Genomic DNA, 24,927 nt, shown 5'->3' on the forward strand with positions numbered 1-24,927 from the left:
ACCCTGTTCTAACGAACGGGGTTTTTTCGTTTAGAACGCTTTTTTAAATTAGACTATATTATTCCATAATCTGAACAAGAAGAGAAAACTTTAAGAGCGTAGTACTAATAAGTTAATTGCTAAGAGTTTATAAAAGTATTTTTTGTATGTTTGTAAGTGTAAAAAAAACACTTAATCATGAAAAAAATAATTTTTGTAGCTTTATTAGCGCTAACATTAACTTCTTTCGTTAGAAAAAAGACAGATTACTTTTTTGTCAATGCAGATCAAAGTATAAAAGTTGAATTTAATTTAAACCAAAATAATACGCCATATTACAAGGTTTTCTTCAAAGGTCAATTGGTTGTCAATACTTCTGATCTTGGAATCATAAGAGAAGATGCGAATTTCTATAGGGATTTGTCAATAGTGAAGGTTTCTAAAGCGCAAAAAATTTTCAATGAGTATTCAATGCTTCAAGGCAAACGAAAAAATATTGGGTATGCTGCCAACCAATACACCATTCAATTAAAAAATAAGGATGGAAAATTAATGAATATTATTTTTCAACTTTCTCATGATGGGATAGGATTGAGGTATCATTTTCCTGAAACTTCAAAAGAAATCAAGAAAATTGTGGAGGAAAAAACCACCTATAATTTTGACGGTACTACAAAGGCTTGGTTGCAACCGATGTCAAAAGCTAAAACAGGATGGAAGGAAACCAATCCATCCTATGAAGAGCATTATGCCATGGGTGTGCCCGTAAATACAAAACCAGAAATAGGAGAAGGTTGGGTATATCCTGCTTTATTTTATGCCAATGACACCTGGGTTTTGGTTTCTGAAACTGGTTTACGTGCGAATTATTGTGGTAGTAGATTAGTCCATAATGACACCGCAAAGGCTTTACAGGTAACTTTTCCTCAAAAAGAAGAAATCTTCCCAGGCGGAGCCTTAAATCCTGAATCTGAACTACCATGGTATACTCCTTGGCGAATTATTACAGTAGGGTCGTTGCAAACGATTACAGAAAGTACTTTGGGAACTGATTTAGCAGATCCATCAACTGTTGAGGATACTTCTTTTATAAAAAGTGGTATTTCATCCTGGAGCTGGGTTTTATTGAAAGACGAATCTGTAAATTACGAAACTACCCATAAATTTATTGATTATGCAGCAGCCATGAATTGGCCGTATTGTTTGATTGACGCTGATTGGGATACGCGAATTGGTGATGAAAGAATGAAAGAGCTATCGGCTTATGCCAAAGGCAAGAATGTTAAACTACTCGTTTGGTACAATTCGTCAGGGTCATGGAACAGCACAGAGTACCATCCTAAAAGCAAATTGATTACGCATGCCGACAGAGTTAGAGAGTTTACCAGATTGAATGAGATGGGAATCGCAGGAATCAAGGTGGACTTTTTTGGTGGAGACGGACAATCGATGATTGCCTATTATCATGATATATTGACGGATGCTGCCGCTCACAAATTAATGATTAATCTTCACGGCGCCACTTTGCCAAGAGGATGGCAACGTACCTATCCGAACTTGTTGACAACGGAAGCAGTTAAAGGATACGAATACATTACTTTTTTTCAAGATATTGCCGATTTAGCACCTACACATTGTGCGATGCTTCCTTTTACCCGTAATGTTTTTGATCCGATGGATTTTACTCCGATGGTTTTGGATTCGATTCCAAATATTACTCGTAAAACTACACCTGCTTTTGAATTAGCCTTACCCGTTTTATTCCTATCAGGAATTCAGCACATGGCCGAAACTCCCGAAGGAATGGCGAAAATGCCTGCTTATGTTGTGGATTATTTAAAGGATATTCCAACCAATTGGGATGAATCTAAATTCATTGACGGTTATCCCGGAAAATACGTCGTTATGGCGAGAAAAAAAGATAATGTTTGGCATATCGTGGGCATCAATGCTGAAAACACTGCAAGGGAGATGGAGATTGATCTTTCGTTTGTTTCGAATGCCTCTGGTTTTATGATTTCTGAAAATGAAAAAGGATTTCAACTGAATCTAGTGTCAAAAAGTACTAAACTAAAAGTTACGATGAAACCTCACGGTGGGTTTGTAGCGAAGCTGTAGTTCTATGTCCGGAATTCAATTCATTCAAAACCTCGAAAGTTGGCGCTTTCGAGGTTTTTTATTTTTTTTAAAATTCAAACCTAAAACCTACTTGATTGGTACTTGCTATTAAGGTTACTTTATGTGTCGAAATGTAATTGTCAGCTAAACCATCGTTGTACTTGCTAAGAGCAGATTTGATTTTTTTAGGATAACCTACTTTTATCGGTATTGAAGCAACCAAAAGAGCACCGCCTATTATGGCCGCTGTCATATCAGTACGTTCGGAACTAATAGAGGGAGAACTGTAGGGATTGCCACTATTGTATCCTGAAACAGTTGTGTTATCCGTATTGGCTCCAACAATCAAATTGGTTGCGATAAGGCCAAGTCCGCTATAAAATAGAACATTGCCCCATGTTTTTTTGTTTCGGCCTGCATTATAAAGCGCTAATGCTTCAGTATTGTCAGACAAAAGTTTTCGTACTTCGTCCGGTGATAATTTTTTATTATCTGCATTATAGACCGTTCCTCCACTTTTGTATTGGAGTTGTTGTGAGAAGCTTGCCAATGAGATTGTCAAAAAAAGCGCAACGATAATTTTTTTCATGGGGTTTTCTTATATTTAGTTTATTTCTTAAGGGAATTTTTAACAAAAAATTTCCAGTAAAAATAAACATTTAGCTTTAAAAAACGTAAGAAATTTAAATTGGTTATTAGAAGAATTGAGTCTAAATTATATAAGTATTACAAACAAAAAAGCCCGGAAGTATATCTTCCGGGCTTACTAACTAGTTCCATATTTAAACCAAACCATTTAACTTATTTATGGGTATAGAAAACTAATCTATTATAGTTAGTGTATTATTTAACTGAGAATTTAAAACTTGTTTTTGTTTTGTAGTTTTCTCCTGGATTCAAAATCGTAGATGGGAAATCTTTTTGATTTGGTGAATCCGGATAGTGTTGTGTTTCCAAACAAAAACCGGTTCTGTGGGCATATGTTCCACCATTTCTCATCGGTAAAGTTCCATCTAAGAAGTTACCTGAATAGAATTGGATTCCCGGTTGATCAGTATATACTTCCAATAATCTTCCGCTTCCTGCATCATAGGCCGAAGCTGCAAAACGATAGCCTTTGTCCTGATTGTTTAAAACCCAGCAATGATCGTAACCCAATCCTTTTTTCAACTGATCGTCTTTGGCTCCAATTTCTTTTCCGATGGTTTTCGCTTTTCTGAAATCGAATGGCGTATTGGTTACGTCTGTTAATTCACCTGTTGGAATAAGTGTTGCATCTACGGGAACTAATTTATCAGAATCGATAGTGATTTCATGATCTAAGATTGGCTTAGAAAAATCAGAAGACAAATTGAAATAAGAATGTTGTGTCAAATTCACAACCGTTTTCTTGTCGGTTGTTGCTTCATAAAGGACGTCTAATGAGTTGTCATTATTCAGTGTATACGTTACAAAAACGGTCAGGTTTCCAGGATAGCCTTCTTCCATGTCTTTACTCACATACTTCAGTTTTAGCGACGCGCTGTCTCCACCTTTTGCTTCTTCGGCTGTCCAAACGACTCTGTGAAAGCCTTCTGGTCCACCATGCAAAGCATTAGGTTCGTTGTTGATAGCTAATGAATATTGCTTTCCGTCTAAAGTAAATTTTCCTTTTGCAATTCGGTTACCATATCTTCCGATAAGGGCTCCAAAATAAGGATTGGCTTTCATGTATTGGTCCAATGAATTAAAACCGATAACAACCTCTTCGGATTTACCTGCTTTATTAGGTACTTTTAAAGAAGAAATAATACCACCGTAAGTGATAATATCCACTTCCATTCCTTTTTGATTTTTAAGTTTGTAACTGTCAATTTTCTCTCCTTTTGGAGTAGTTCCGTAAGCAGATTTTTCGATTGTTACCACTTCAGTGGCTTTTGCTTCTGCAGTAGTATCTTCCACTTTTTTATCGCTTTTACATTGAACATTCATACTTGCAATACTTATTATGGAAATTCCATAAATGCAACGTTTTAATACATTCATAATTCGTATTTTTTTTAGTTTTTTAAAAGCCTTAAAGTCGAAAGTTTAAAAATTAACCAAAACTTTAATCCTATACATTAGGACTTTAAGACTTTATGACATTAGACGTAAATTATAGACCATGTTGAAACAAATGATAGTACGCTTCGTTAGCATTAATTTTATCCTTGAATTCTCTAACGGTAGTTTTCTCATCGATAACAAGCAATTCTATGCCTGCAATATCGGCAAAATCTTCCATATATTCGGTAGTAATAACTTGACTGTAAACGGTATGATGTGCACCACCAGCTAATATCCATGTAGTTGCTGCAATATCTAGGTTTGGTTTGCAATCCCATAGGACGCGGGCAACAGGAAGTTTAGGTAAATCAGCCATAGGTTTTACTGCTTCAACCTCGTTCACAATTAATCTGAAACGGTTACCCATATCAATTAAGGAAGCATTGATTGCATTTCCGGCAGCAACATTAAACACCAAACGAACAGGATCTTCTTTTCCTCCAATTCCTAATGGATGTACTTCGCAAGAAGGTTTGGCATCTGCAATAGAAGAACAGATTTCCAACATGTGCGAACCTAAAACATATGATTTTTGAGGGGTGAAATGATAGGTGTAATCTTCCATGAAAGAAGTTCCACCTTGATTTTCAAGACCTACATTCATTACTTTCATAGCACGGAGTAAAGCGGCTGTTTTCCAGTCACCTTCACCACCAAAACCGTATCCATCCGCCATAAGACGTTGTACTGCGATTCCAGGAAGTTGTTTTAATGAACCCAGATTTTCAAAAGTATCGGTGAACGCTCCAAAACCTCCTTCTTCCAGGAATGCTCTCAGTCCTAATTCAATGCGGGCAGCTTCTACCAATGAATCTCTTTGTGCTCCTCCTTTTTGAAGTGCAGGAGCCAAGTTATAAGATGCTTCATATACTTCCACTAATTTATTCGTATCAGCATCGGATACTTTTTCAATTTGTTTGGTTATATCCGAAGAGTCGAAACCATTTACCGAAAAACCAAAACGGATTTGGGCTTCGACTTTATCACCTTCGGTTACAGCAACTTCACGCATGTTGTCTCCAAATCTTGCCACTTTTAAGTTTTGGAATTCATCCCAACCTAAAACGACTCTGGACCAAATGCCTAATTTTTTCTGAACACGTTCGTCTTCCCAATGACCAACTACTACTTTACGTTTTTTACGCATTCTTGACATGATAAAACCAAACTCTCTGTCTCCGTGAGCCGATTGGTTTAAGTTCATAAAGTCCATATCGATAGTACTCCATGGAATTTCAGCATTGAATTGCGTGTGCAAGTGGCACAACGGTTTTTTTAGAATACTTAATCCGCCAATCCACATTTTAGCTGGCGAAAAAGTATGCATCCAAGCCACAATACCAATACAGTTTTTGTTTGAATTCGCTTCTAAACATACGTTGGTAATTTGAGCTGGAGATTTAACGACATCTTTATATACTAATTTTACCGGTATATGTGATGACGCATCTAAACCTTTTGCTATAATTTGTGAATGTTCGGCTACTTTTCTTAATGTTTCTTCACCGTATAATTCTTGGCTTCCTACTACAAACCAAATTTCTTTTTGCGATATATCTATCATTATATTTTGTTTAAACGTTTATTTTTTGACTTATTTATTTGTTTAACTGTTTAATGGGCTTTGCGATTAAACGATTCAACAAATAAACGATTTGACTATTGCCCGTAATACGAATCTTTTCCGTGTTTGCGTTCGTAATGTTTTTTGATTAAGGAATCCTTTAATCTTGGGGCATTTGGGTTTATTTGTAAAGTCAGGTATGCCATTTCGGCCACTACTTCCAGAACTTTACTGTTATAAACCGCTTTTGCTGCATTCTTTCCCCAAGCAAAAGGACCGTGATTTCCTATCAGAACCATTTCTACTTCTTCATAAGAAAGATTTTTTTCTTTGAAGCAGTCTAAAATTTGAATTCCGGTATTGTGCTCATAATTTCCTTCGATAAGTGCATCACTCATTGGAGCTGCACAAGGAATATCGGATGTTAAGTGATCGGCATGTGTGGTTCCAAAGATTGGAATGTCTCTTTGTGATTGCGCCCAAGCAACCGAATAAGTAGCGTGAGTATGCGCCACACCGCCTATGTTTGGCCAGTTTTTATACAAATAAGCATGTGTTTTTGTATCCGATGAAGGACGCATGTTGCCTTCGATAATGTTATTGTCGAAATCTACGATAACAATGTCTTCCGGTTTCAAATCTTCATAAGGGACACCACTTGGTTTTATGGCAAAAACACCATTTTTTCTGTCAACGGCACTAACGTTTCCAAAGGTGTAGACTACCAAATTCAAAGCGTTCAATTGCATATTCGCTTCGTAGCATTCTTGTTTTAAATCTTTATACATAGAGCTCATCTTGTAATTTTTTAAGGGATGGATCTGCGAAATAGCTTAATTGTTCATAGGCCAAAAGTAATTTGTGATAAGCCGCTACTTTGTCTAATTGCGGAAAGTATTCACCATCAAAACCGCTACCCATTTTTTGGCTGGCTTCAATTACATTAGGATATATTCCTGCTGCAACCGCTGCATAGATTGCTGCACCAAGAGCTGGTGTTTGGTCTGAAGCAGCAATTTTGATTGGCTTATTTAAAACATTTGCCAAGGTTTGCATGATATAAGGTGATTTTCTGGCTACCCCACCAATCCCGATTACACTGTCTATTTTCACTCCTTCTTCTTCAAAACGATCTACGATTTTTTTAGATCCAAAGCAGATGGCGTTTACTAATGATTTGAATAAATGAGGCGCTTTCGTACCCAAAGACAAATTAGAAATAGCACTTTTGATTTCCTGGTTGGCATCTGGTGTTCTTCTTCCGTTAATCCAGTCTAAGGCGATTGGCACGCTTTCGGAAACTGGAATTTTCTCCGCCTCTTCCGTTAATTTCACGATTAATTTATCGCTGATTTCTTCTTTTAATTGTTCTTTTTGTGTGTCATTCAAAAGGGTAGAAGTAGCTAATAAATTTTCTGTTGGCCAAAGCAGTAATTCTTTGTACCAAGCCAATAAGTCTCCAAAAGCGGATTGACCAGCTTCAAGACCTACATAGCCCGGAATTACAGAACCATCTACTTGTCCGCAGATTCCACGAACTGTTTTAGTTCCAACTGCTTCTTCCGAAGCGACCAAAATATCACAGGTTGAAGTACCCATCACACGTACTAATGTGTTTTCTTCTATTTTAGCTCCAACAGCTCCTGAATGTGCATCAAATGTACCTACTGCAATAACGGTATCTGTAGAAAGTCCTAATCGGCTAGCCCATTCTTGGCTTAGATTGCCCGCAACAACATCAGAAGTATAGGTTTCATCGTATAATTTTCCGCGAAGTGCAGCTAGATAAGGATGCAATTTTCCTAAGAATTCTTCTGGTGGTAAACCGTTCCAGTCTTCATGCCACATCGCTTTATGACCTGCGGCACAACGACTTCTTTTGAAGGATTTTAAGTCTTTATTATCAATCAATAAATACGTCATTAAATCGCAATGTTCCATCCAGGTATAAGCAGCATTTCTTACGGCTTCATCTTCTCTTGCGATATGTAGAATTTTTGCCCAAAACCATTCTGATGAATAGATTCCTCCTTCATATTTGGTGAAATTTTCTCCACCCCAGTTTGCAGCTAATTCATTGATTTCGTTTGCTTCATTTATAGACGTATGATCTTTCCATAAGACCATCATGGCATTTGGATTATGTTCAAAACCTTTTGTCAAAGCCAAAGGTGTTCCGTCTTCGGTAACCGGTACTGGAGAGGATCCTGTGGTGTCGATACAAATGCTTCGTATAAGAGAAGGGTCTACTTTGCTGTTTTCAACAACATATTTTATGGTAGTTTCCAATCCTTCGATATGATCTAAAGGGTGTTGACGAAACTGATTGATAGAGGCGTTACAATATTCTTTATTTTTCCATCGCTTGTAGTGACAAACGTTTGATGCTAATTCTTGTCCATTCTCAGTGTCTATTAACATCGCTCGAACAGAATCTGTTCCATAATCTAATCCTATTACATAATTTTTCATCACAAATCTTTTTAAATATGTACAAATATAATATAATTATTTTATAAGTGTATAAAAAACACTTAATTTAATTTGGCAATATAATTTTTATGAAAACAGCAACATAACAGCTGTTTGCGTATAAAATAAAAAACAAATGTTGTGTTTACACTTATTGTGTTGCGATTATTTCATTTTTAGCTTCAAGACAGTCACAGAATAGGCAGGAAGGATCATTGTCGCTTTGTCACTTTTTAACTTATATTCGCTTTCCGTCGGACTTATTTTCTTTGGATTAGCAAAAGAATTCTCGTCTTGTAAATTTGGACTGGTAAGTGTTGTAAGTGTTCCTTTAGGTTGCAATTTGCTTCCTTTTAAATCAACACTAACCTCTTGTGCAGTTGCAGCAGTATTTACCAATTTTACAATTACTTCTTTGGTATTTACATCTTTCACCGCTGATGCATAGAGATTGTTTTGTCCTGTTACAGCTTTTCCGTCTTTGGTAATATTTATTAAATCGGTTCCTCTATTGGTTGCGAATAATTTTTGCACATAATAGTTCGCAGAACCATAGGCTTCTAAATTATTGAACCAAAGTAAATCCGGCGTCCACTGCCAAGCTTCTTCATGCGCCATCAAAGGAGCGTAGGAGGTAAGGTTAACCACTTCAGCATTTCTTTCTAAACCGGTCATAAAAGCAGCTTCAGAGAATGCGCATTCCCAGTTGTTCCTGTTGTCAGGACTTGCGATGGCTACGCTTTGTGCGGCATATTCTCCAGCAAATACTTTAGGTCCTTTTCTGTCGTATTTGTCATAACGGGTTGCGTTTTCTCTAAACCATTGTGGGCTCTTATAATAATGCTCATCTACGATTTCTGCATTCAATTTTTTAAGTTCTTGCATGCCATAGTCAAAATAGTCTCCTTCTGGAAACGGACCACTTCCGGAAACGATAATCATTTTTGGATATTTAGCTTTAATGGCTTTTTCAAATACTTTGTATCTTTCAATGTAATCTGGTCCCCATTGCTCATTTCCAACACCAATATATTTTAGGTTAAAAGGTTTTGGGTGTCCCATATCAGATCGCACTTTACCCCAAGGAGTGTCCACGCTTCCGTTTGCGAATTCAATCAGGTCTAAAGCATCTTGTACGTACGGATCTAATTCGGCTAATGGAACTAATTCTCCGGTATTAAATTGACAAGCCATTCCACAGCTTAAAATAGGTAATGGTTGTGCGCCTAAATCTTCTGAAAGTTGGAAATATTCAAAAAATCCTAAACCAAAAGTCTGGAAATAATCAGGAGCCGGCTTGTGGCTGAATTCGGTATTCCAACGGTTAATCAATGTTTCTCTTTTCTCAACATCGCCCACAGTTTTTTTCCATTGGTAACGCTGTGCCAAAGTTCTTCCTTCAACGATACATCCTCCAGGGAATCTCAAAAATCCCGGTTTCATATCATAAAGTAACTGAACAATGTCTTTACGCATTCCGTTTTTTCTGTTTTTCCAAGTATCTTCCGGGAATAAAGAAATCATATCCAAATCGATAGTTCCTGTTCCTTCAAAGGTAATTTTCAATTGAGCTTTTGCTTCGGTTTGCGTAGCTGTAAATGACGCAGTATATGCTTTCCAGTCATTAGCTGTTGGTACAATACTGGTTTCGCCTAGAACTTTTTTGTTTTTATCAATAAATTGGATGATGATTTTTTTGATGGAGCCGTTAGGATTTGCCGCTTTTAGCGAAAGATTGTATTTGGCATCTTTCTTAATTCCCATCCCACGGAATCCCTCATTAATCATTGAAAATCCTTTGTCATCATTGATCAATACTCTGCAAAAATTAGGATTGGTTTTGTTTTCCAATACTTTGATAGTGGTGGCAATACCCGATTGTTTGTTGAAAGAATGCTTGTCACTATTTGGTTGTTCCCAACCCATAAGTGGTGCTTCAAATTCAAAAGATCGGTTTTTGATCATTTCCGCATACAATCCTCCATCCGCTGCAAAGTTGATGTCTTCAAAAAAGACACCATACATCGTTGGCTGAATTTTAGTTACGGTATTGGTGATATCAACTTCTAGATTCGTTTTTTGCGCATTGGCATACAAACCATTTAGCAAAAGGCCGCAGAGGGTTATCTTAGTGATTAAATTTTTTTTCATGCTTCTTTATATTTATTTATTTTAAAAATCTTAGTCCCGATAGCTATCGGGATAGAATCCTAGTCTCTTAATTTATTTTTTCCCATTATAATTAATCCACACCTTCATTTTTCCTACGCCTCTGTTTGACCAGGAATAATATGGAATGGCTTTTAATTTTTCAGTTCGGATGGTATTTACACCTTCCAAAAGGGTTGGTTCGTTTGTTACTTTAAAAGTATCACCGGCATTAACAGTAATTTTATCAAAATCGGTTGCGTTGTCAATTTCTTCGATAGCATATACAATAGGGCCATATTCTAAAGCTACTTTTCCGACGTTTCCTTCTACTTTGCTGTTGGTAACCACTTCTTTTACTTCCATTGGAAAGTCAAGTGCAATGGTTTCTCCTTTTTTCCATTTTCTGGTGATGGTGATGTATCCTTTATCTTCTTGATAAGCGATAGGTTTTCCGTTTATGGTTACGGTAACTTTCGCGTTTGAAGCATTTTTATAAGTGTATAAATCTCCCGGTAAAACTTGGTTTCTGGCCCAACTCGGGATACGTAATTTCAGGGTGAATTTTGCTTCTTTTTTTGGTGTAACCGTAATGGCAACTTTACCATCCCAAGGGTAATTTGTTTTTTGAGCAATTTCTAAATTAGTATTTTCTAATGCTACTGAAGCAGTATTCGAAGCATATAAATTCACATATAGAACGTCTTTGCTTGTCGAATAAATCAATCCCGGAATAGAAGGAATGAAGCGGATTAAATTGGTAGGGCAGCAAGAACAGTCAAACCAAGATTGACGGGTGCATTCCCCACGGTTGAATTTATAAACCCCATCTGATTCTAATGCATTTGGATAAAAGAATTTTTTTCCGTCCAAAGACAATCCGGAAATAAGGCCGTTGTATAAAGAACGTTCGATTACATCAAAGTAATCGGAGCTTCCCGATAAATTATGCAGTCTGTGATTCCAGTACACATTTCCAATAGCCGCACAAGTTTCGTTATAAGCAGTAAGGTTTGGCAATTCATAGTTTTCACCAAAAGCTTCTCCATCATGCTTCGCGCCAATACCACCAGTTATGTACATTTTTTTGTTCACCATATTATCCCATAATTTGTTCACCGCATTAAGGTAGGCCGAATCGTTTTCTAAAGCGGCTATGTCAGTCATTCCGGCATACATATAAACCGCTCTTACGGCGTGACCCACAGCTTCTTTTTGTTGAATAACGGGAATGTCATCTTGTGAGTAAGCACCATATAATGCATGGTTTTTTGGATTTCCTCTGTTGTCCAAAAAGTATTTGGCCAAATTCAAATAAGCTCTGTTGTTGGTGATTTGATAGAGTTTTACCAAGCCTGTTTCTACAATTTGATGACCGGGAACACCATGAACTTGGTCGGCCTTGTCGCCGAAAGTATGCACCAACATATCGGCATTTTTGATGGCAATATCTAAGAAGTTTCTTTTTCCTGTCGCTTCAAAATGCACTACCGCAGCTTCAATTAAATGACCGGAATTGTACAATTCATGACTGATTTGCAGGGATTCCCAACGTTTTCCTTCTATTACGGGTACCCATGGGGCTGGTGGTTTGGCAGGATTGATGGTTCTCCAAGTGGTTATATAACCGTCTTTTTCCTGGCCAATTTTAATAATGCCGATGAGCGAATCTAATAGTGTTTCCAGTTTTGGATTTGGTTCACTGATTAAGGTATTCGAAGCTCCTTCGATAATTTTGTACACATCGGTATCGTCAAAAGGCATTTGACCTTTTACAGTTCCTTGCATTTTGCCCCCTGCAATTAAGAAATTATCCAGACGACCTTCTTCCTCACATTTGTGAATAGCATATTCTATGGTTTTTTCCTGAATCTTTTTTATGATGGGTAACCAAAAGGCATCGGTCACCTTAACATTCTGAATGTTCACCGGTGTGATGTTATAACTTAAGGTCTTTTGTGATGCGTCCGTTTTTTTGGTGCGTTGCTGCCCATGTCCGTACACGGTCATTAACAGGGAAACGGCTATTGTTGTTTTTTTGATGAATGTCATTTTTCCTAATATTAATCGTTTTTATTTCACTGGTACAACCAAAGGCCAAAGTGCATCGTCCCATTGTAATTGGTCTATTTTTAGGACAGGTCTTCCGTTTTGTTTGGCGTCATACGCATGAAAAACAATATAGTCTTTCCCGTCAAAAGTGTACGCACTGTTGTGCCCCGCTCCATACCAGTTTTCGTTTCCTTGAATAAGGAGTGTTCCGCCGCCTTCGTTTAATGATTTTCCATCTTTATCAAAGTATGGACCTGTAATATTTTTGGATCTTCCAACGACTACTTTGTAGGTGCTTTTTTCGCCTCTGCAGCACAAGTCCCACGAAAGGAACTGATAGTAATAACCATTCTTTTTAAATATAAATGGAGCTTCGAGTGCACCATCTCCGGGATCAGTATCAGCTAATTCGAAAGTTCTTTTACGTTTTGATATTGTATACCATTCTTCAGGCTGTGCCACTGATTTTAGATTGGCATTTAATTTTACCATTTTGAGACCATTCCAAAAAGAGCCAAAAGCCAACCAAGGGGTGTTGTTCTCATCAAAAGTCAAATTGGGATCTATGGCATTCCATAAATCACGATTTGGAACTGATTGGATGACAATTCCGTGATCGACCCATTTGTATGCCGGGTCTTTTGGGTCCAAAGTGGTATTGGTTGCCAAGGCTATCGCCGACGTATTTTTTGCGAAAGCAGAAACTGAATAGTATAAATAGTAGATGTTGTTGTGAAAGGAAACATCCGGTGCCCAAATATGATTATCGAAATTAGGGACAACTTTATCTACCCAGACTGGCTTTTCTTTGAATATAGCCGGTTCCGGTTTCCAGTTTTTTAAGTCCTTGGAACTAAAGACGCTGATTCCTTTTCCGGTGCAATACAAATAGTAAGTATCTTTTTGTTTAATCATTACCGGGTCATGAACGGTAATATCTTGTGCCATTGATGACGCCCCGATTAAAACAACTAGGGATAAGAATAGGTTCTGTATTTTTTTATGTAATTTCATGTTTCAATTTTTTAAACCATATAAGTCATTTGATAAAATGTTTAAATGGTTTTATTAATCGTTTATGTTTAAAGCAATTCCTGAAAACTGGAACTGCAAACGGTTTACTAATTTTTATTTTTAATCAATTCCTGAAAACTGGGATTGAAAACTGAAAACTGTCTACTGCGTTATCCCTTCGGTTGTCATAATCACTCGTTTCATTGTTCCGTCTTCATTGTAATACAAGCGGTCTATACAAACTGATCTTCTGAAACTGCCGCCATTAGGTTGGATGCTTCCATTGTGATAAATAAAATAATCTTTGCCTTTAAACTCAATAATGGATTGATGGTTGGTATTGGAGTTCCCTGCTATTTCATTCAAAATCCCTTTGTATTCCCAAGGTCCGTTGATGGATTTACTCATGGCGTAGGCAATTTTTTCGGGGAACTGATAAGCATAGGATAAATAATACCAATTATTTTTTTTGTGAATCCAAGGTGCTTCGGTGAAATTAGGTAAGGAGATGGTTTGTATTGGACCATCAAGTTCAATCATATTCGATTTCAATTTTGCATAATGACAAACGGTGTTTCCCCAAAATAAATAGGCTTGTCCATCATCATCAATCATCACGGTTGGGTCAATATCGTCCCAGCTAATATTGGTTTGGGTAGTCATGTCATTGGTGATAATTGCTTTTCCCAATGCATCTTTGAAAGGTCCGGTTGGACTGTCTGAAACAGCAACGCCAATCGCTTTTCCATTAATAGCTCCGTGTTCAACAGTAACATACCAGTAGAATTTTCCATTGCGTTCAATAACCTGAGCAGCCCATGCATCTGCTTTTGCCCATGCGAAATCAGTCACTTTTAGCGGTACCGGATGTTCTTGCCAATTCACCATATCTGAAGATGAATACACCAACCATTCATTCATTTTATAAAAATTAAAATCGTTTGGCGCTTCATCGTGACCAGCATACAGATACACCTTGTCTTTGTAGACTAATGCGGCAGGATCGCCGGTATATTTGTCTTTGATGATTGGGTTGTTGATCGCTGGGGTTGCAGTGCTGTTTGCTCCATTGGCGGAAGCCGAAACTCCATCTTGTCTGATTGTTTTACAAGACGATACCAAAGCCAAAAGAGATAGTGTAATAATTGTATTTTTCATTTTCATTTTTCTTTAAAAAGAATAAAAAGAAGGTGGTGTTGGTGATAAATGCCTTTTCCAGTGATTTAAAAAAGGCATTTGTATTTAGTAAAAAGACTAATTTATTTTTTTACCCCAGACCGGTTGTCCTCCTGAAGTCAATCCGGAATAGGTTAAGGTTACTTTTCTTGTAGCCGCTTCCCAATCCCAGGCGTCGCTTACTTTACATTGAATTCCGTTTACGGTAAGCACTTGTTTCGTACTATCGTAAGACCAGGTTCCTGTAACTGCGCCGCTTATTTTTTTATCAGCAGTTAAGTATATTGTAACTGATTTTTGAATCGTTTTATATTGGTAATTCATCGTAATCTGTTCCCATTGTCCTATAAAAGAGGCTTCAGTAACAGTTGTTTTTGGAACTCCTGCATAGCGTTCTGGAGCAATTACCGGCCATCCGTCTTCGGTCCATTGAATGGCTCGAACATGACCCATCATTAAGGCATTAGACACATTAATTCCCGGTACACCTTCCGGCAAACGAGCCTGAGAAGAGTAAAACCATTCTTTGGTATCCGGATTTTGGAATACGGAACAATGAGAGAAACCAACCCATCCGGTATGGTAGTTAAAGGAATACGGATGTGTAAGCATTGGCCAACAGTCGGCGCCATTTGTAACATCGCCACCATTGATGCCAATGTACGGACCGGTTATGTTTTTTGAACGGGCAACACGTGTGTTATAGGCAACAGATAATTCGTCATAAGCCATAAACAAATAGTAATAGCCAGTATCTTCATTGTAAATAATTTCAGGACCTTCCGAAGCTTGCCAGCGGCTATTTCCGCGTTTTGCAATACGGGTTCCGTAATCACTCAAAGTTTCTAATTTATCTGGTTTTCCTGTTGTCGGATTAAGTTTTAAGGCTGCAATACCTGAATGCCAAGAACCGTAAATTAAATAATGTTCCCCTTCTGGAGTTACTATAAAACTTGGGTCGATCGCATTGAATTTGAAATAAGCCTCCCAGTCATTACCACCGTTTCGTACATAGCTTTTTACACCATCCGGTTCAGAGCAAACGACCATTCCTTTGTCTGTCCAAACATTGGTAGCCAAATCATCGGTTTCTGCCAGACCAATAAAAGCTCGTTCTGACCATGAGGTGTTGTAGTCTGTTCCTACGATAGGTTCAGTAACCACAATACTGTAATACATTCTATATTTATTGCCTACTTTTTTAACATGAGGAGCCCAATACCCGTAAGATGGATTTTCTATTGGAGGAAGAGCAGGAACCATGCGGGCTCTCTTATTGTTTAAGGAATCTTTCACCCAGGCTGGAGCTGTAGTCATAGAGGGTCCCATGAACTCCCAAGTGATTAAGTCTTTGGAACGTCTGTAAAAGAAATGTCCATTTCCATCATGGGCATTTCCGTAAGAAGCATCTGTTTGATACATGTAATAATAATCACCACACTTTTCAACAGTAGGATCGTGCACATTAGCCAAATTCCATTGTGAACGGCTACCCCAAGAAGCAATCGAAGTATAATTATCCGAATATGTTGGCCCTTTAAATGTTGGCGTCGGTGTGGGTGTCGGAGTAGGGGTTGGCGTCGGTGTTGGTTCTGAAGCCGGATCATCACCAGAGCAGCTGCTAACGGCCACTGCGATTAAAAAAGGCGTCAGATACAAAACTAATGTTGAAAGGAATGTTGATTTTTTCATCGTAATGTTTTTTTATTTAGCTTCTAAAACCACCACTGAAAATGCAGGGATTGTGATTTCCAGTTTGCCCTTTTTTATTTCAAAACCTTTGAAAACGGTTGGTTGAATTTTTGTTGGATTATCAAAAGAATTGTAATCTTGAATTTTTGGAGATTTTAAAATACTTCCGCTAATATTTTTTAGCCCAAGTTCTTTTAGGTCAATTTCTATTTTCTGATCCTTTTTAGCGTCAATATTTACTAATGAAATATGAGTTAATCCGGTTTTGTCTTTTGATGCTGATACGGATAAAGCCGGAAGAGTTTCGCCATTAAGGGTATATAAAGGAGAAGTAAATGCAAGAGGTATTAATTGGGCATCTTGATGTACACGGTACATTTTCATGATATGATACGTAGGTGTCAAAATCATTTTGGCTTTGTCTGTAAGAATTACAGCCTGTAAAACATTTACACATTGCGCTAAATTTGCCATACGAACCCTGTCAGCATGATTGTTGAAGATGTTAAGAGTCGCTCCTGCTAAAACGGCATCTCTCATGGTATTTTGTTGGTATAAAAATCCAGGATTTGTTCCTTTTTCTACCTCATACCAAGCTCCCCATTCGTCTACAATCATAGCAACTTTTTTGTCTGCATCATACTTATCCATAATGGCCGAATGTTTGGTAACCAACTCCTCCATTTTCAAAGCTGATTTCATCGTTTGGAAGTATTGATCTTCTGTATAATCTACACCATCTCCTTTTTTAGCCCAATCGATTACTGAATAATGATGAACACCAACACCACCCAGCATATTTATGGGGATGTTTTTCATTAAAGTTTCGGTCCAATTATAATCGGCACTATTTGATCCTGAAGCAATACGGGTTAAACCACCTGTATTTTCCCAATCGGACATGAAAGTGGCATATTTACGGTATTCTCCAACATAATAATCTGCTGTCATATTTCCTCCGCAACCCCAAGCTTCATTTCCAATTCCCCAAAATTTTACTTTCCAAGGTTCTGTTCTGCCATTTTTTTTACGTAAATCACTCATCGGACTTTTACCTCCAAAGTTGGTGTATTGTACCCAATCAGCAAGTTCTTGAACAGTACCACTACCAACATTTCCTGAGAGGTAAGGTTCGGCTCCAAGTAATTCGCATAGGTTTAAAAAATCGTGTGTTCCAAAACTATTGTCTTCAGTAGTCCCGCCCCACCATGTATTTACGATTGTTGGTCTGTTTTCTTTTGGACCAATACCATCTTTCCAGTGATAGGTATCTGCAAAACAACCACCAGGCCATCTTAAATTGGGTATTTTTAATTCTTTTAATGCAGCAACAATGTCATTACGGACACCATTTGTATTTGGTATTTTCGAAGTATCTCCGACAAAAAAACCACCGTAGATCGATCTGCCTAAATGTTCTGCAAAATGGCCGTAAATGTTTTTGTTGATCGTAGGCGCATTTGGAGTATTTTTTAGGGATAGGACTGTAATTTCTTTTTGTGCAACAATTGTTTGATTACAAAAAGTAAAAACAAATAAGATAAATAAGGCTTTTTTCATGTTGTCTTTAAGTTATAATATCACGTGGCAAACTTTGTAGGGCTTACCACATGATATTAAAAATTCTAATTAATTCTAACTAATTCTAACTAATTCAAAAATATGTATGCTAATTAATAACTTGGATTTTGAACAGTTCCAGGGTTGTTATCCATTTCTAATTGTGGAATTGGGAAAAATTCTCTTCCTGCTGCATAAGAGTTGAATTCAACATCTCTTGCTTTTAACCAAGCTAATTTTGTTGGGTTTTCTAACCATCCCCAACGACGGATATCATCAAAACGGTGTCCTTCTAATGGGAATTCTAAGAATCTTTCGTGTCCAATTTGTTCTCTCATACCGTCTTGGCTTAAGCCTGGTTTTGCCGTACTTAAGTTAGGTAAACCTACTCTGTTTCTCACCATTTGGATGTAAGTGTAAGCTCCTGCAGTATCTCCGGTTTCATTCAAACATTCAGCATACATTAACAATACATCAGCATAACGTAATAAACGCTCGTTGATTCCTGAACGCCAGTCGTATTCGTTTGCGTATTCTCCGTCAGAATTTTGATATTTTCTACAAAATAAGTCATTCAAATCTCCTGGATTAGCTGCATAAAAAGTAGCGAAATCCTGTCCGTACAATTGCATTCCTCCTGGTTTGTTGTAGAACATAGTAGCGTCTAAACGAGGATCTACTGCTCCAGAAGTTGTTAATTCATCATGGTATTCATTAAACAAAGTCCATGTTGGTTGTACGTCTGTCCATCCAAAAGCTCTTGGTCCGTAAGTAATAGCTCTGGCAGAAGTTTTTCCCCAACCGGAAGCTGGAGCACCACCCCAACCTAAATCAACTCCACCTGCTTCTCTGCTGAATTGTACTTCGAATAGGGATTCTGAATTGTTTTCGTTTTTATCAGTAAAGTTATCACGATAATTTGATACCAAAGAGTAAACACCTAAATCAATTACTTTTTTGAAGTTTGTTTTTGCATTTTCAAAATCTTTAGTGAACAAATATGCTTTTCCTAAATATCCTAAAGCGGCTCCTTTTGTAGCGCGACCTTTTTGACCTGCATCTAGACCGGAAACATTATCATAAGATGCTGGAAGTAAATCGGCAGCTGCTTTAAAGTCCGCAATAACCTGTGCCCAACCTTCTTCGTTTGTTTTTTGAGGGTTGTATACTGCAATTTCAGTTGGTAATGGCACGTTTTTAAACATGTTTACTGCATGAAATAAGTACAATCCTCTCAAGAAATATGCTTGACCTAAAATTCTGTTTTTAAGTGTTTCGTCAGTCATTGCGATCCCAGGTACATTTGTCAAAACTTGGTTACAACGATAAATACCTTGATAATAAGTTTCGTAAGCCCAACCGTAGATAGCAGAGTTTGACACATTAGAGTTAAAACGTCCTACGTTATACATGGCATCCCATGGACTGTTACTTCTGGTATCATCTCCTTTTAAATCTAATAGCAAAGGAGTGCTTCGCATATAAGTACCATCGGTCAATAAACTTCCGTATGCTGCATTTATACCTTCGATGGCATCTTGGTCCGTTTTCCAGAATGACCCAGCTGTTTCTACATTAGGATCAACTTGAAGTAAATCTTCATTGTCAACGCAACTTGTTGTTACAACAGCCAGTGAAAGAAAACCAGCCAGATAATTGAATATTATTTTATGTTTCATTTTGATTCGTTTTTAATTGGTTTGCTAATTTTAAAAATTCAAGTCTACTCCTATAGAAATTGTTCTAGGATTTGGGAATGAACCTCCGTCGTATCCTCTGGAGAACAATCCGTCATTGCTGTTGAAATCAGGGTCGTATCCTTTGTATTTACTTAGGATCAATAGGTTTTGACCATTAACATACACTTTTGCTTTTTGAATAAAACTTGCTTCTGGAACCGGGATTTGGTATCCTAATTCTAAAGTTTGTAATTTTATGTAATCTCCACTTTCAATAAATCTGTTTGAATCTCTTCCGTTTGCATTTGGATCACCAATAATTGGACGAGGAACATTGGTATCTGTATTTGTAGTTGACCAGTAATCAAGCATATCTGTACTGTGATTTCCGTATTGTCCTACCATTAAATTACGGTACATAGCATTAAACACTTTGTTTCCGCCGCTTCCTTGCCAAAACATAGAGAAGTCCCAATTTTTGTATGAGCTGCTAAAGTTTAGACCGTAGCTGTATTTTGGAATAGAAACCCCTTGAAAAGTTCTGTCAAGATCACTAATCATTCCGTCTCCATTTGTGTCTTTGAATCTGATATCTCCAACTCCTGCATTAGTTTGTGTTGGGGCAGCAGCAATTTCAGCAGCATTTTGGAAAATTCCATCTGTTTCGTATGCATAAATCTCACCGATAGATCTTCCTACTTCTGTTTTGGAAGCCGCACCGTAGATTGGATTTCCATCAAGACCGATTTGTAATACTTCATTATTCATTGTTCCTAAGTTAGCAGAAATACTATACTTGAACGCATTAGTGTTGTTGTTGTAGGTTGCAGAGAATTCGAAACCATTATTTCTAACGGCACCTGCATTTGTAACTACACTGGCAGGGAAAGCTCCAGTTGAATAAGGTAACGGAACACCAATCAAAAGGTCAGTTGATTCTTTAACATAATATTCAGCAGTAAACTGTAAATCATTATTAAACAATCCTACTTCAAGAGCGACATTGGTTGTTTCAGTTTCTTCCCAGTGTACATTAGGGTCAATTGAACTTACCACAGTTGTACCAGGAGCCAATTCATTGTTGAAGTCATAGCCCGCAAATCCATTAATTGTTGGAGAATAAGCGTATGGACCAATTGTATTGTTTCCTAAGATACCGTAACCACCTCTTAATTTAAGATTGCTTACCCATTCTGGTAATTTTATGAATTTTTCGTTACTGATTTTCCAAGCACCAGAGAAAGAATAAAAATTACCAGTATTGTTTTCTGGGCTAAAAAGAGACGTTTTATCTTGTCTGAAGTTAGCAGTAAATAAATAACGATCATCGTATGCATAATTTAATCGGCTTAAGTAAGACACATTCGTAATCGTGTTTTCGTACTCACCTGCACTTGTAGCATCAGCATATTCTAAATGACTAATTTCACCCGGTTGGTAACCAACACCTCTTGACCAGTGGTTGTAGTTGTCGGCTCTTTCTTGTACCCAACCTGCCAAAGCATCAATTTTATGCTTGTCAATAGTTAATGAGTAGGTCAATAAGTTGTTAAGGAAAGTTCTTTGTTGACTTCCTGTAGACACGTCTAATGAAGCTTCGTCGTTTGTAGTAATATAATACCATCCTAAATCACTTGGCGGTACAAATTTTCTGTTTTGCCAATCTAAACGGTCAAAACTCGCGTCAATTTTGTATTTTAAACCTTCAACAATTTCAAGTTCTCCCCAAATATCACCAATGAAACGGTTTCTTTTTCCGTTGTTTGTGATTAAGTTATTGTATCCAATAACGTTCATGGAGATGGCTCTTTGTGTTAAGTTATCAGTACCACCGTATCCGCCTAATCTGTTTTCGTCATAAACCGGCATGGTAGGAATAGCACTTAATAAATCACCAATTGGAGATTGTCCGGCATTGTACTCGTTAAAATTTTCTTTATCTGATTGTGTAAATCCAATTTTAGAACCGTATTTAAATTTTCCTTTTTTACCGGTTAAATTTAAAGTAGTAGATAATCTTTCATAATCTTGTGGCGTTTTTAAGTAACCTGTATTTTTGAAATAATCCACATTCATGTTGTATCCTAAACTTTCAGCACCACCGCTAAAAGTCAACGAATGGTTTTCTATAACCCCAGTTTCAAAAGCAGCGTCTTGCCAATTTGTATCAACATTATTGATGTAGTAAGGGCTGTTAGGGTCGTTTCCTGGAGCGATTGTTAATCCGGCATTTTGCTCAGCTGCAGTAGTAATGTTTTGGTAACCTACTCTGTCTGTTACATCCCATTCTTTAGCAACGGTTTGAACTCCAAAAAGAGATTTGTATTTGATGTCAAATTTACCTGCTTTACCTTTTTTGGTTGTAATAATGATGACACCGTTTGCTCCACGAACACCATAAATAGCAGAAGAAGAAGCGTCTTTTAAAACTTGCATGGATTCGATTTCACCAGCAGAAAAATCATAAGGACTGTCCACAATCATTCCATCTATTACAAATAAAGGATTGTTATTACTGAAGGAGTTAATTCCTCTAATTTTAATATTTACAAATCCACCAGGTTCTCCTGAAGACTGCACTGTTACACCGGCAACCTGACCTTGAAGCATTTTTGCCGGGTCATAGGTAACGGTTTTTTTGGCATTCTCCATGTTTACCACACTGATTGATCCTGTAAGGTCAGATTTCTTTTGAGTTCCGTAACCAATAACAACTACTTCGTCAAGCTTAGTAAGATTGTCTTTTAAAGCAACATTTATTTTAGCTTGGTCTCCAACTGTAATTTCCTGGTTAACGGATCCTACATATGAAAAAACAAGAACATTATTTGAACCGGCCTTTATTGAATATTCACCATCAAAACCTGTAATAGAGACAGTTTTGGTTCCTTTTACTAAAACATTTACTCCCGGTAGGGGCATTCCATCTTTTTCGGATGTTACAATTCCTGTAATCGTCTTATCGTTTTGAGCCATAAGTACATTGGAAGAAAATAGCATAAAGACTATTGCTAATAGCCACTCTTTTTTTCGCAACAAAATATGGCAATAAAAAAATAATTGTTTGGTTGTTATCATACTGTTTTTATTTAGGTTAATTATAAGTGTGTGTTTTACATTTGTAAATTTAATTAAAAAAAATCTACATAAACAAATTAATATGATAAAAAAAATACTGAAAAATAATATATTCCATAATTTAAATGTAGAAACAACACTTAATAATTATAGTTTTCTAAAAAAAACAGAGGTTTTTGGAATTAATTTGTGTAAAATTCACACTTTTAGTTAAAAAAAACCATATTTCTATAAAAATCGGCTGATGTTAATTATTTGATAAAACAGCCAATTATTTTCGTTGGGAAGTAATTTTAAACTATGGCTGAGTGTGTTTTTGTAAAAAAAGTAGTGTTATTACAACGTTTTTTCTAATGGAAGAGAGAGATTTAAAGACGTTAAATCGCTAATAATTTTCTCAATCGATTGAAATTATAGAAAAATGCATTTTTAAGTTTGTTTTTTTCTTTAAAAATAGGGTTTGTTTTTCATTAATTGAAGGGCGCAACTCCCTATAAATGAAATCAGAATAAATCTGGAAGATTCTTTATAAAAGTAGGGTTAGAGAACTTATTTAAGTTAATTTTGAACTGTTATTTTTGGGTTTTAAATTACTAAGTGTAAAATCTACATTAATAAATTATGAAACCTATAAGGAAGTTTATATATTTACAAAAAAAAGAAGTATGTTAAATAGTTATAGTTCTGCCGATAAGGTCTTATTAGCAGTAGATTGTATCATTTTTGGATTCGACCATGAAGGATTAAAAATACTTTTAATTAAGAGAGATTTTGAACCTGAAAAAGGGAAGTGGTCTTTGATTGGAGGATTTCTAAAAAAAGAAGAAGTATTAGATAGCGCTGCAATAAGAATATTGAATAGTTATACAGGTCTTCAGGATATTTATATGGAGCAGTTGCATGCATACAGTGAAATAGATCGTGATCCAGTTGAGAGAACTATTTCGGTCGCGTATTATGCCTTGATTAACATCGAAAACCACAATGCAGAGATGATTCAGAACTATCATGCACAATGGTTTAGTGTTGCGAATGCACCCAAATTAATTTTTGACCACGATACGATGTTAAGGCATGCCATTAGAAGATTGCGTTACAGAACTTCCACTAAACCTGTTGGATTTGAACTTTTACCTGAAAAATTTACCATGCGTCAATTATTAGAATTGTATGAGGCTATTTTAAGTAAAGAATTGGATAAAAGAAATTTCATCAGTAAAATAAATTCCTTAGATATTCTGGTGAAACTGGATGAAAAAGACATGATGTCATCTAGAAAAGGCTCTTACCTGTACAGATTTGATAAAGAAAAATACGATGCAAAATTGTTGAATGATTTTGTGCTCAACTTATAAATGATTTAGATTTTTGTAATTCAATTATAAAAACACCTGTAATCAAAAAAGGAAGTCTCTAAAAACAGAGGCTTCCTTTTTTTTTAAAATTACTAACTAACTATGAAAAAACTATTCTTAGATTTTTGAGTACTACAATTTTAAATATTTTCAGAATAGTTTTATAAGGTGGACTGCTGAGAAAAATGACAAACAGCAGTCTGAGAAAATGTTTTTAACTATTCCCTTTCTTGTAATCCGCTAGAAATGTAGCCAAACCACTATCTGTAAGAGGGTGTTTCATTAGACCTTCAATTGCACTCAATGGACCTGTGATTACATCGGCGCCAACTTTTGCACAATTCAAGATATGCATGACGTGACGTACAGATGCAGCCAAAATTTCGGTTTCGAAACTGTAATTATCGTAAATTAATTTTATTTCTTCAATTAAGGCCATTCCGTCAGTAGAGATATCGTCTAATCTTCCGATGAAAGGGGATACATAAGTAGCTCCTGCTTTTGCCGCAAGTAAGGCTTGGCCAGCAGAAAACACCAATGTACAGTTTGTTTTTATTCCTTTATCCGAAAAGTATTTGATGGCTTTTATTCCTTCTTTTATCATCGGGATTTTTACCACAATTTGCGGGTGTAAAGCAGCCAGTTTTTCTCCTTCTGCAATCATTCCGTCAAAATCAGTCGAAATAACTTCTGCACTTACGTCGCCATCAACCAATTCGCAAATTTTTACATAATGTGCAATGATATTGTCTGCACCTGTAATTCCTTCTTTTGCCATAAGCGAAGGATTGGTGGTTACACCGTCAAGAATTCCTAAATCATTAGCTTCTTTTATGTCTTTTAAATTTGCGGTATCTATAAAAAATTTCATGTCTTTATTTATTTAATGTTTGTATTTGTTTTTTTGAGATGCTGAGGTTCTAAGATTCTAAGTTTTTGACCTCAGAGTATT

At 36.7% G+C, this 24,927-nt stretch carries 16 protein-coding genes; 2 read left to right on the forward strand and 14 right to left on the reverse strand.

All coding sequences use genetic code 11. The annotated features are described in order from the left end of the window. The first annotated feature begins 177 nt into the window (after positions 1–177). Positions 178–2,097, forward strand: coding sequence for a glycoside hydrolase family 97 protein (locus ABEB23_RS11515; RefSeq protein ID WP_348812751.1), 1,920 nt, complete (start codon positions 178–180; stop codon positions 2,095–2,097). Between the two features lie 67 nt (positions 2,098–2,164). On the opposite strand, the gene ABEB23_RS11520 is transcribed toward ABEB23_RS11515, so the two are convergent. From ABEB23_RS11520 to ABEB23_RS11580, 13 genes are all read right to left on the reverse strand, one after another. Beyond that, a complete protein-coding gene (locus tag ABEB23_RS11520) occupies positions 2,165–2,686 on the reverse strand; it encodes a hypothetical protein (protein WP_348812752.1) in 522 nt (173 codons plus the stop codon). Positions 2,687–2,940: 254 nt separating this feature from the next. Beyond that, on the reverse strand, positions 2,941–4,122 hold the full coding sequence (locus ABEB23_RS11525) for an aldose epimerase family protein (protein WP_348812753.1): 1,182 nt from the start codon (positions 4,120–4,122) through the stop codon (positions 2,941–2,943). Positions 4,123–4,234: 112 nt separating this feature from the next. Further along, positions 4,235–5,749 (reverse strand): L-arabinose isomerase, encoded by a 1,515-nt coding sequence (araA, locus tag ABEB23_RS11530; protein WP_348812754.1) that lies wholly within the window; start codon positions 5,747–5,749, stop codon positions 4,235–4,237. A gap of 95 nt (positions 5,750–5,844) precedes the next feature. Then, positions 5,845–6,546 carry an L-ribulose-5-phosphate 4-epimerase gene (locus tag ABEB23_RS11535; RefSeq protein ID WP_348812755.1) on the reverse strand — a complete coding sequence of 234 codons (702 nt, stop codon included), beginning with the start codon at positions 6,544–6,546 and terminating at the stop codon, positions 5,845–5,847. After that, a complete protein-coding gene (locus ABEB23_RS11540) occupies positions 6,530–8,221 on the reverse strand; it encodes a ribulokinase (RefSeq protein WP_348812756.1) in 1,692 nt (563 codons plus the stop codon). The genes ABEB23_RS11535 and ABEB23_RS11540 overlap by 17 nt, the downstream gene beginning before the upstream one ends. Positions 8,222–8,386: 165 nt before the next feature. Continuing rightward, positions 8,387–10,372: an alpha-L-arabinofuranosidase family protein gene (locus tag ABEB23_RS11545; RefSeq protein WP_348812757.1), complete on the reverse strand. Its 1,986-nt coding sequence runs from the start codon at positions 10,370–10,372 to the stop codon at positions 8,387–8,389. Between the two features lie 72 nt (positions 10,373–10,444). After that, the gene (locus ABEB23_RS11550; RefSeq protein WP_348812758.1) at positions 10,445–12,421 is read right to left on the reverse strand and encodes a glycoside hydrolase family 127 protein; all 1,977 of its coding nucleotides are present in this window, start codon (positions 12,419–12,421) and stop codon (positions 10,445–10,447) included. A gap of 21 nt (positions 12,422–12,442) precedes the next feature. Then, positions 12,443–13,435 carry an arabinan endo-1,5-alpha-L-arabinosidase gene (locus ABEB23_RS11555; protein ID WP_348812759.1) on the reverse strand — a complete coding sequence of 331 codons (993 nt, stop codon included), beginning with the start codon at positions 13,433–13,435 and terminating at the stop codon, positions 12,443–12,445. A 162-nt stretch (positions 13,436–13,597) separates the two neighbouring features. Continuing rightward, positions 13,598–14,593 (reverse strand): glycoside hydrolase family 43 protein, encoded by a 996-nt coding sequence (locus ABEB23_RS11560; RefSeq protein WP_348812760.1) that lies wholly within the window; start codon positions 14,591–14,593, stop codon positions 13,598–13,600. 96 nt (positions 14,594–14,689) lie between these two features. Continuing rightward, the gene (locus tag ABEB23_RS11565; RefSeq protein ID WP_348812761.1) at positions 14,690–16,303 is read right to left on the reverse strand and encodes an arabinan endo-1,5-alpha-L-arabinosidase; all 1,614 of its coding nucleotides are present in this window, start codon (positions 16,301–16,303) and stop codon (positions 14,690–14,692) included. Between the two features lie 12 nt (positions 16,304–16,315). After that, the gene (locus ABEB23_RS11570) at positions 16,316–17,863 is read right to left on the reverse strand and encodes an alpha-N-arabinofuranosidase (protein WP_348812762.1); all 1,548 of its coding nucleotides are present in this window, start codon (positions 17,861–17,863) and stop codon (positions 16,316–16,318) included. A gap of 113 nt (positions 17,864–17,976) precedes the next feature. Further along, positions 17,977–19,542 (reverse strand): RagB/SusD family nutrient uptake outer membrane protein, encoded by a 1,566-nt coding sequence (locus ABEB23_RS11575; protein ID WP_348812763.1) that lies wholly within the window; start codon positions 19,540–19,542, stop codon positions 17,977–17,979. 30 nt (positions 19,543–19,572) lie between these two features. After that, on the reverse strand, positions 19,573–22,620 hold the full coding sequence (locus ABEB23_RS11580) for a SusC/RagA family TonB-linked outer membrane protein (protein WP_348812764.1): 3,048 nt from the start codon (positions 22,618–22,620) through the stop codon (positions 19,573–19,575). Between the two features lie 665 nt (positions 22,621–23,285). Here ABEB23_RS11580 and ABEB23_RS11585 point away from each other — a divergent pair. Further along, positions 23,286–23,975, forward strand: a complete 690-nt coding sequence (locus tag ABEB23_RS11585) for an NUDIX hydrolase (RefSeq protein WP_348812765.1) — start codon at positions 23,286–23,288, stop codon at positions 23,973–23,975. Between the two features lie 214 nt (positions 23,976–24,189). Here ABEB23_RS11585 and fsa read toward each other — a convergent pair whose 3' ends face one another. Continuing rightward, positions 24,190–24,846: a fructose-6-phosphate aldolase gene (fsa, locus tag ABEB23_RS11590; protein ID WP_348812766.1), complete on the reverse strand. Its 657-nt coding sequence runs from the start codon at positions 24,844–24,846 to the stop codon at positions 24,190–24,192. Positions 24,847–24,927 lie beyond the last annotated feature (81 nt).

The organism is Flavobacterium maritimum (assembly GCF_040049085.1).
GTDB lineage: Bacteria > Bacteroidota > Bacteroidia > Flavobacteriales > Flavobacteriaceae > Flavobacterium > Flavobacterium maritimum.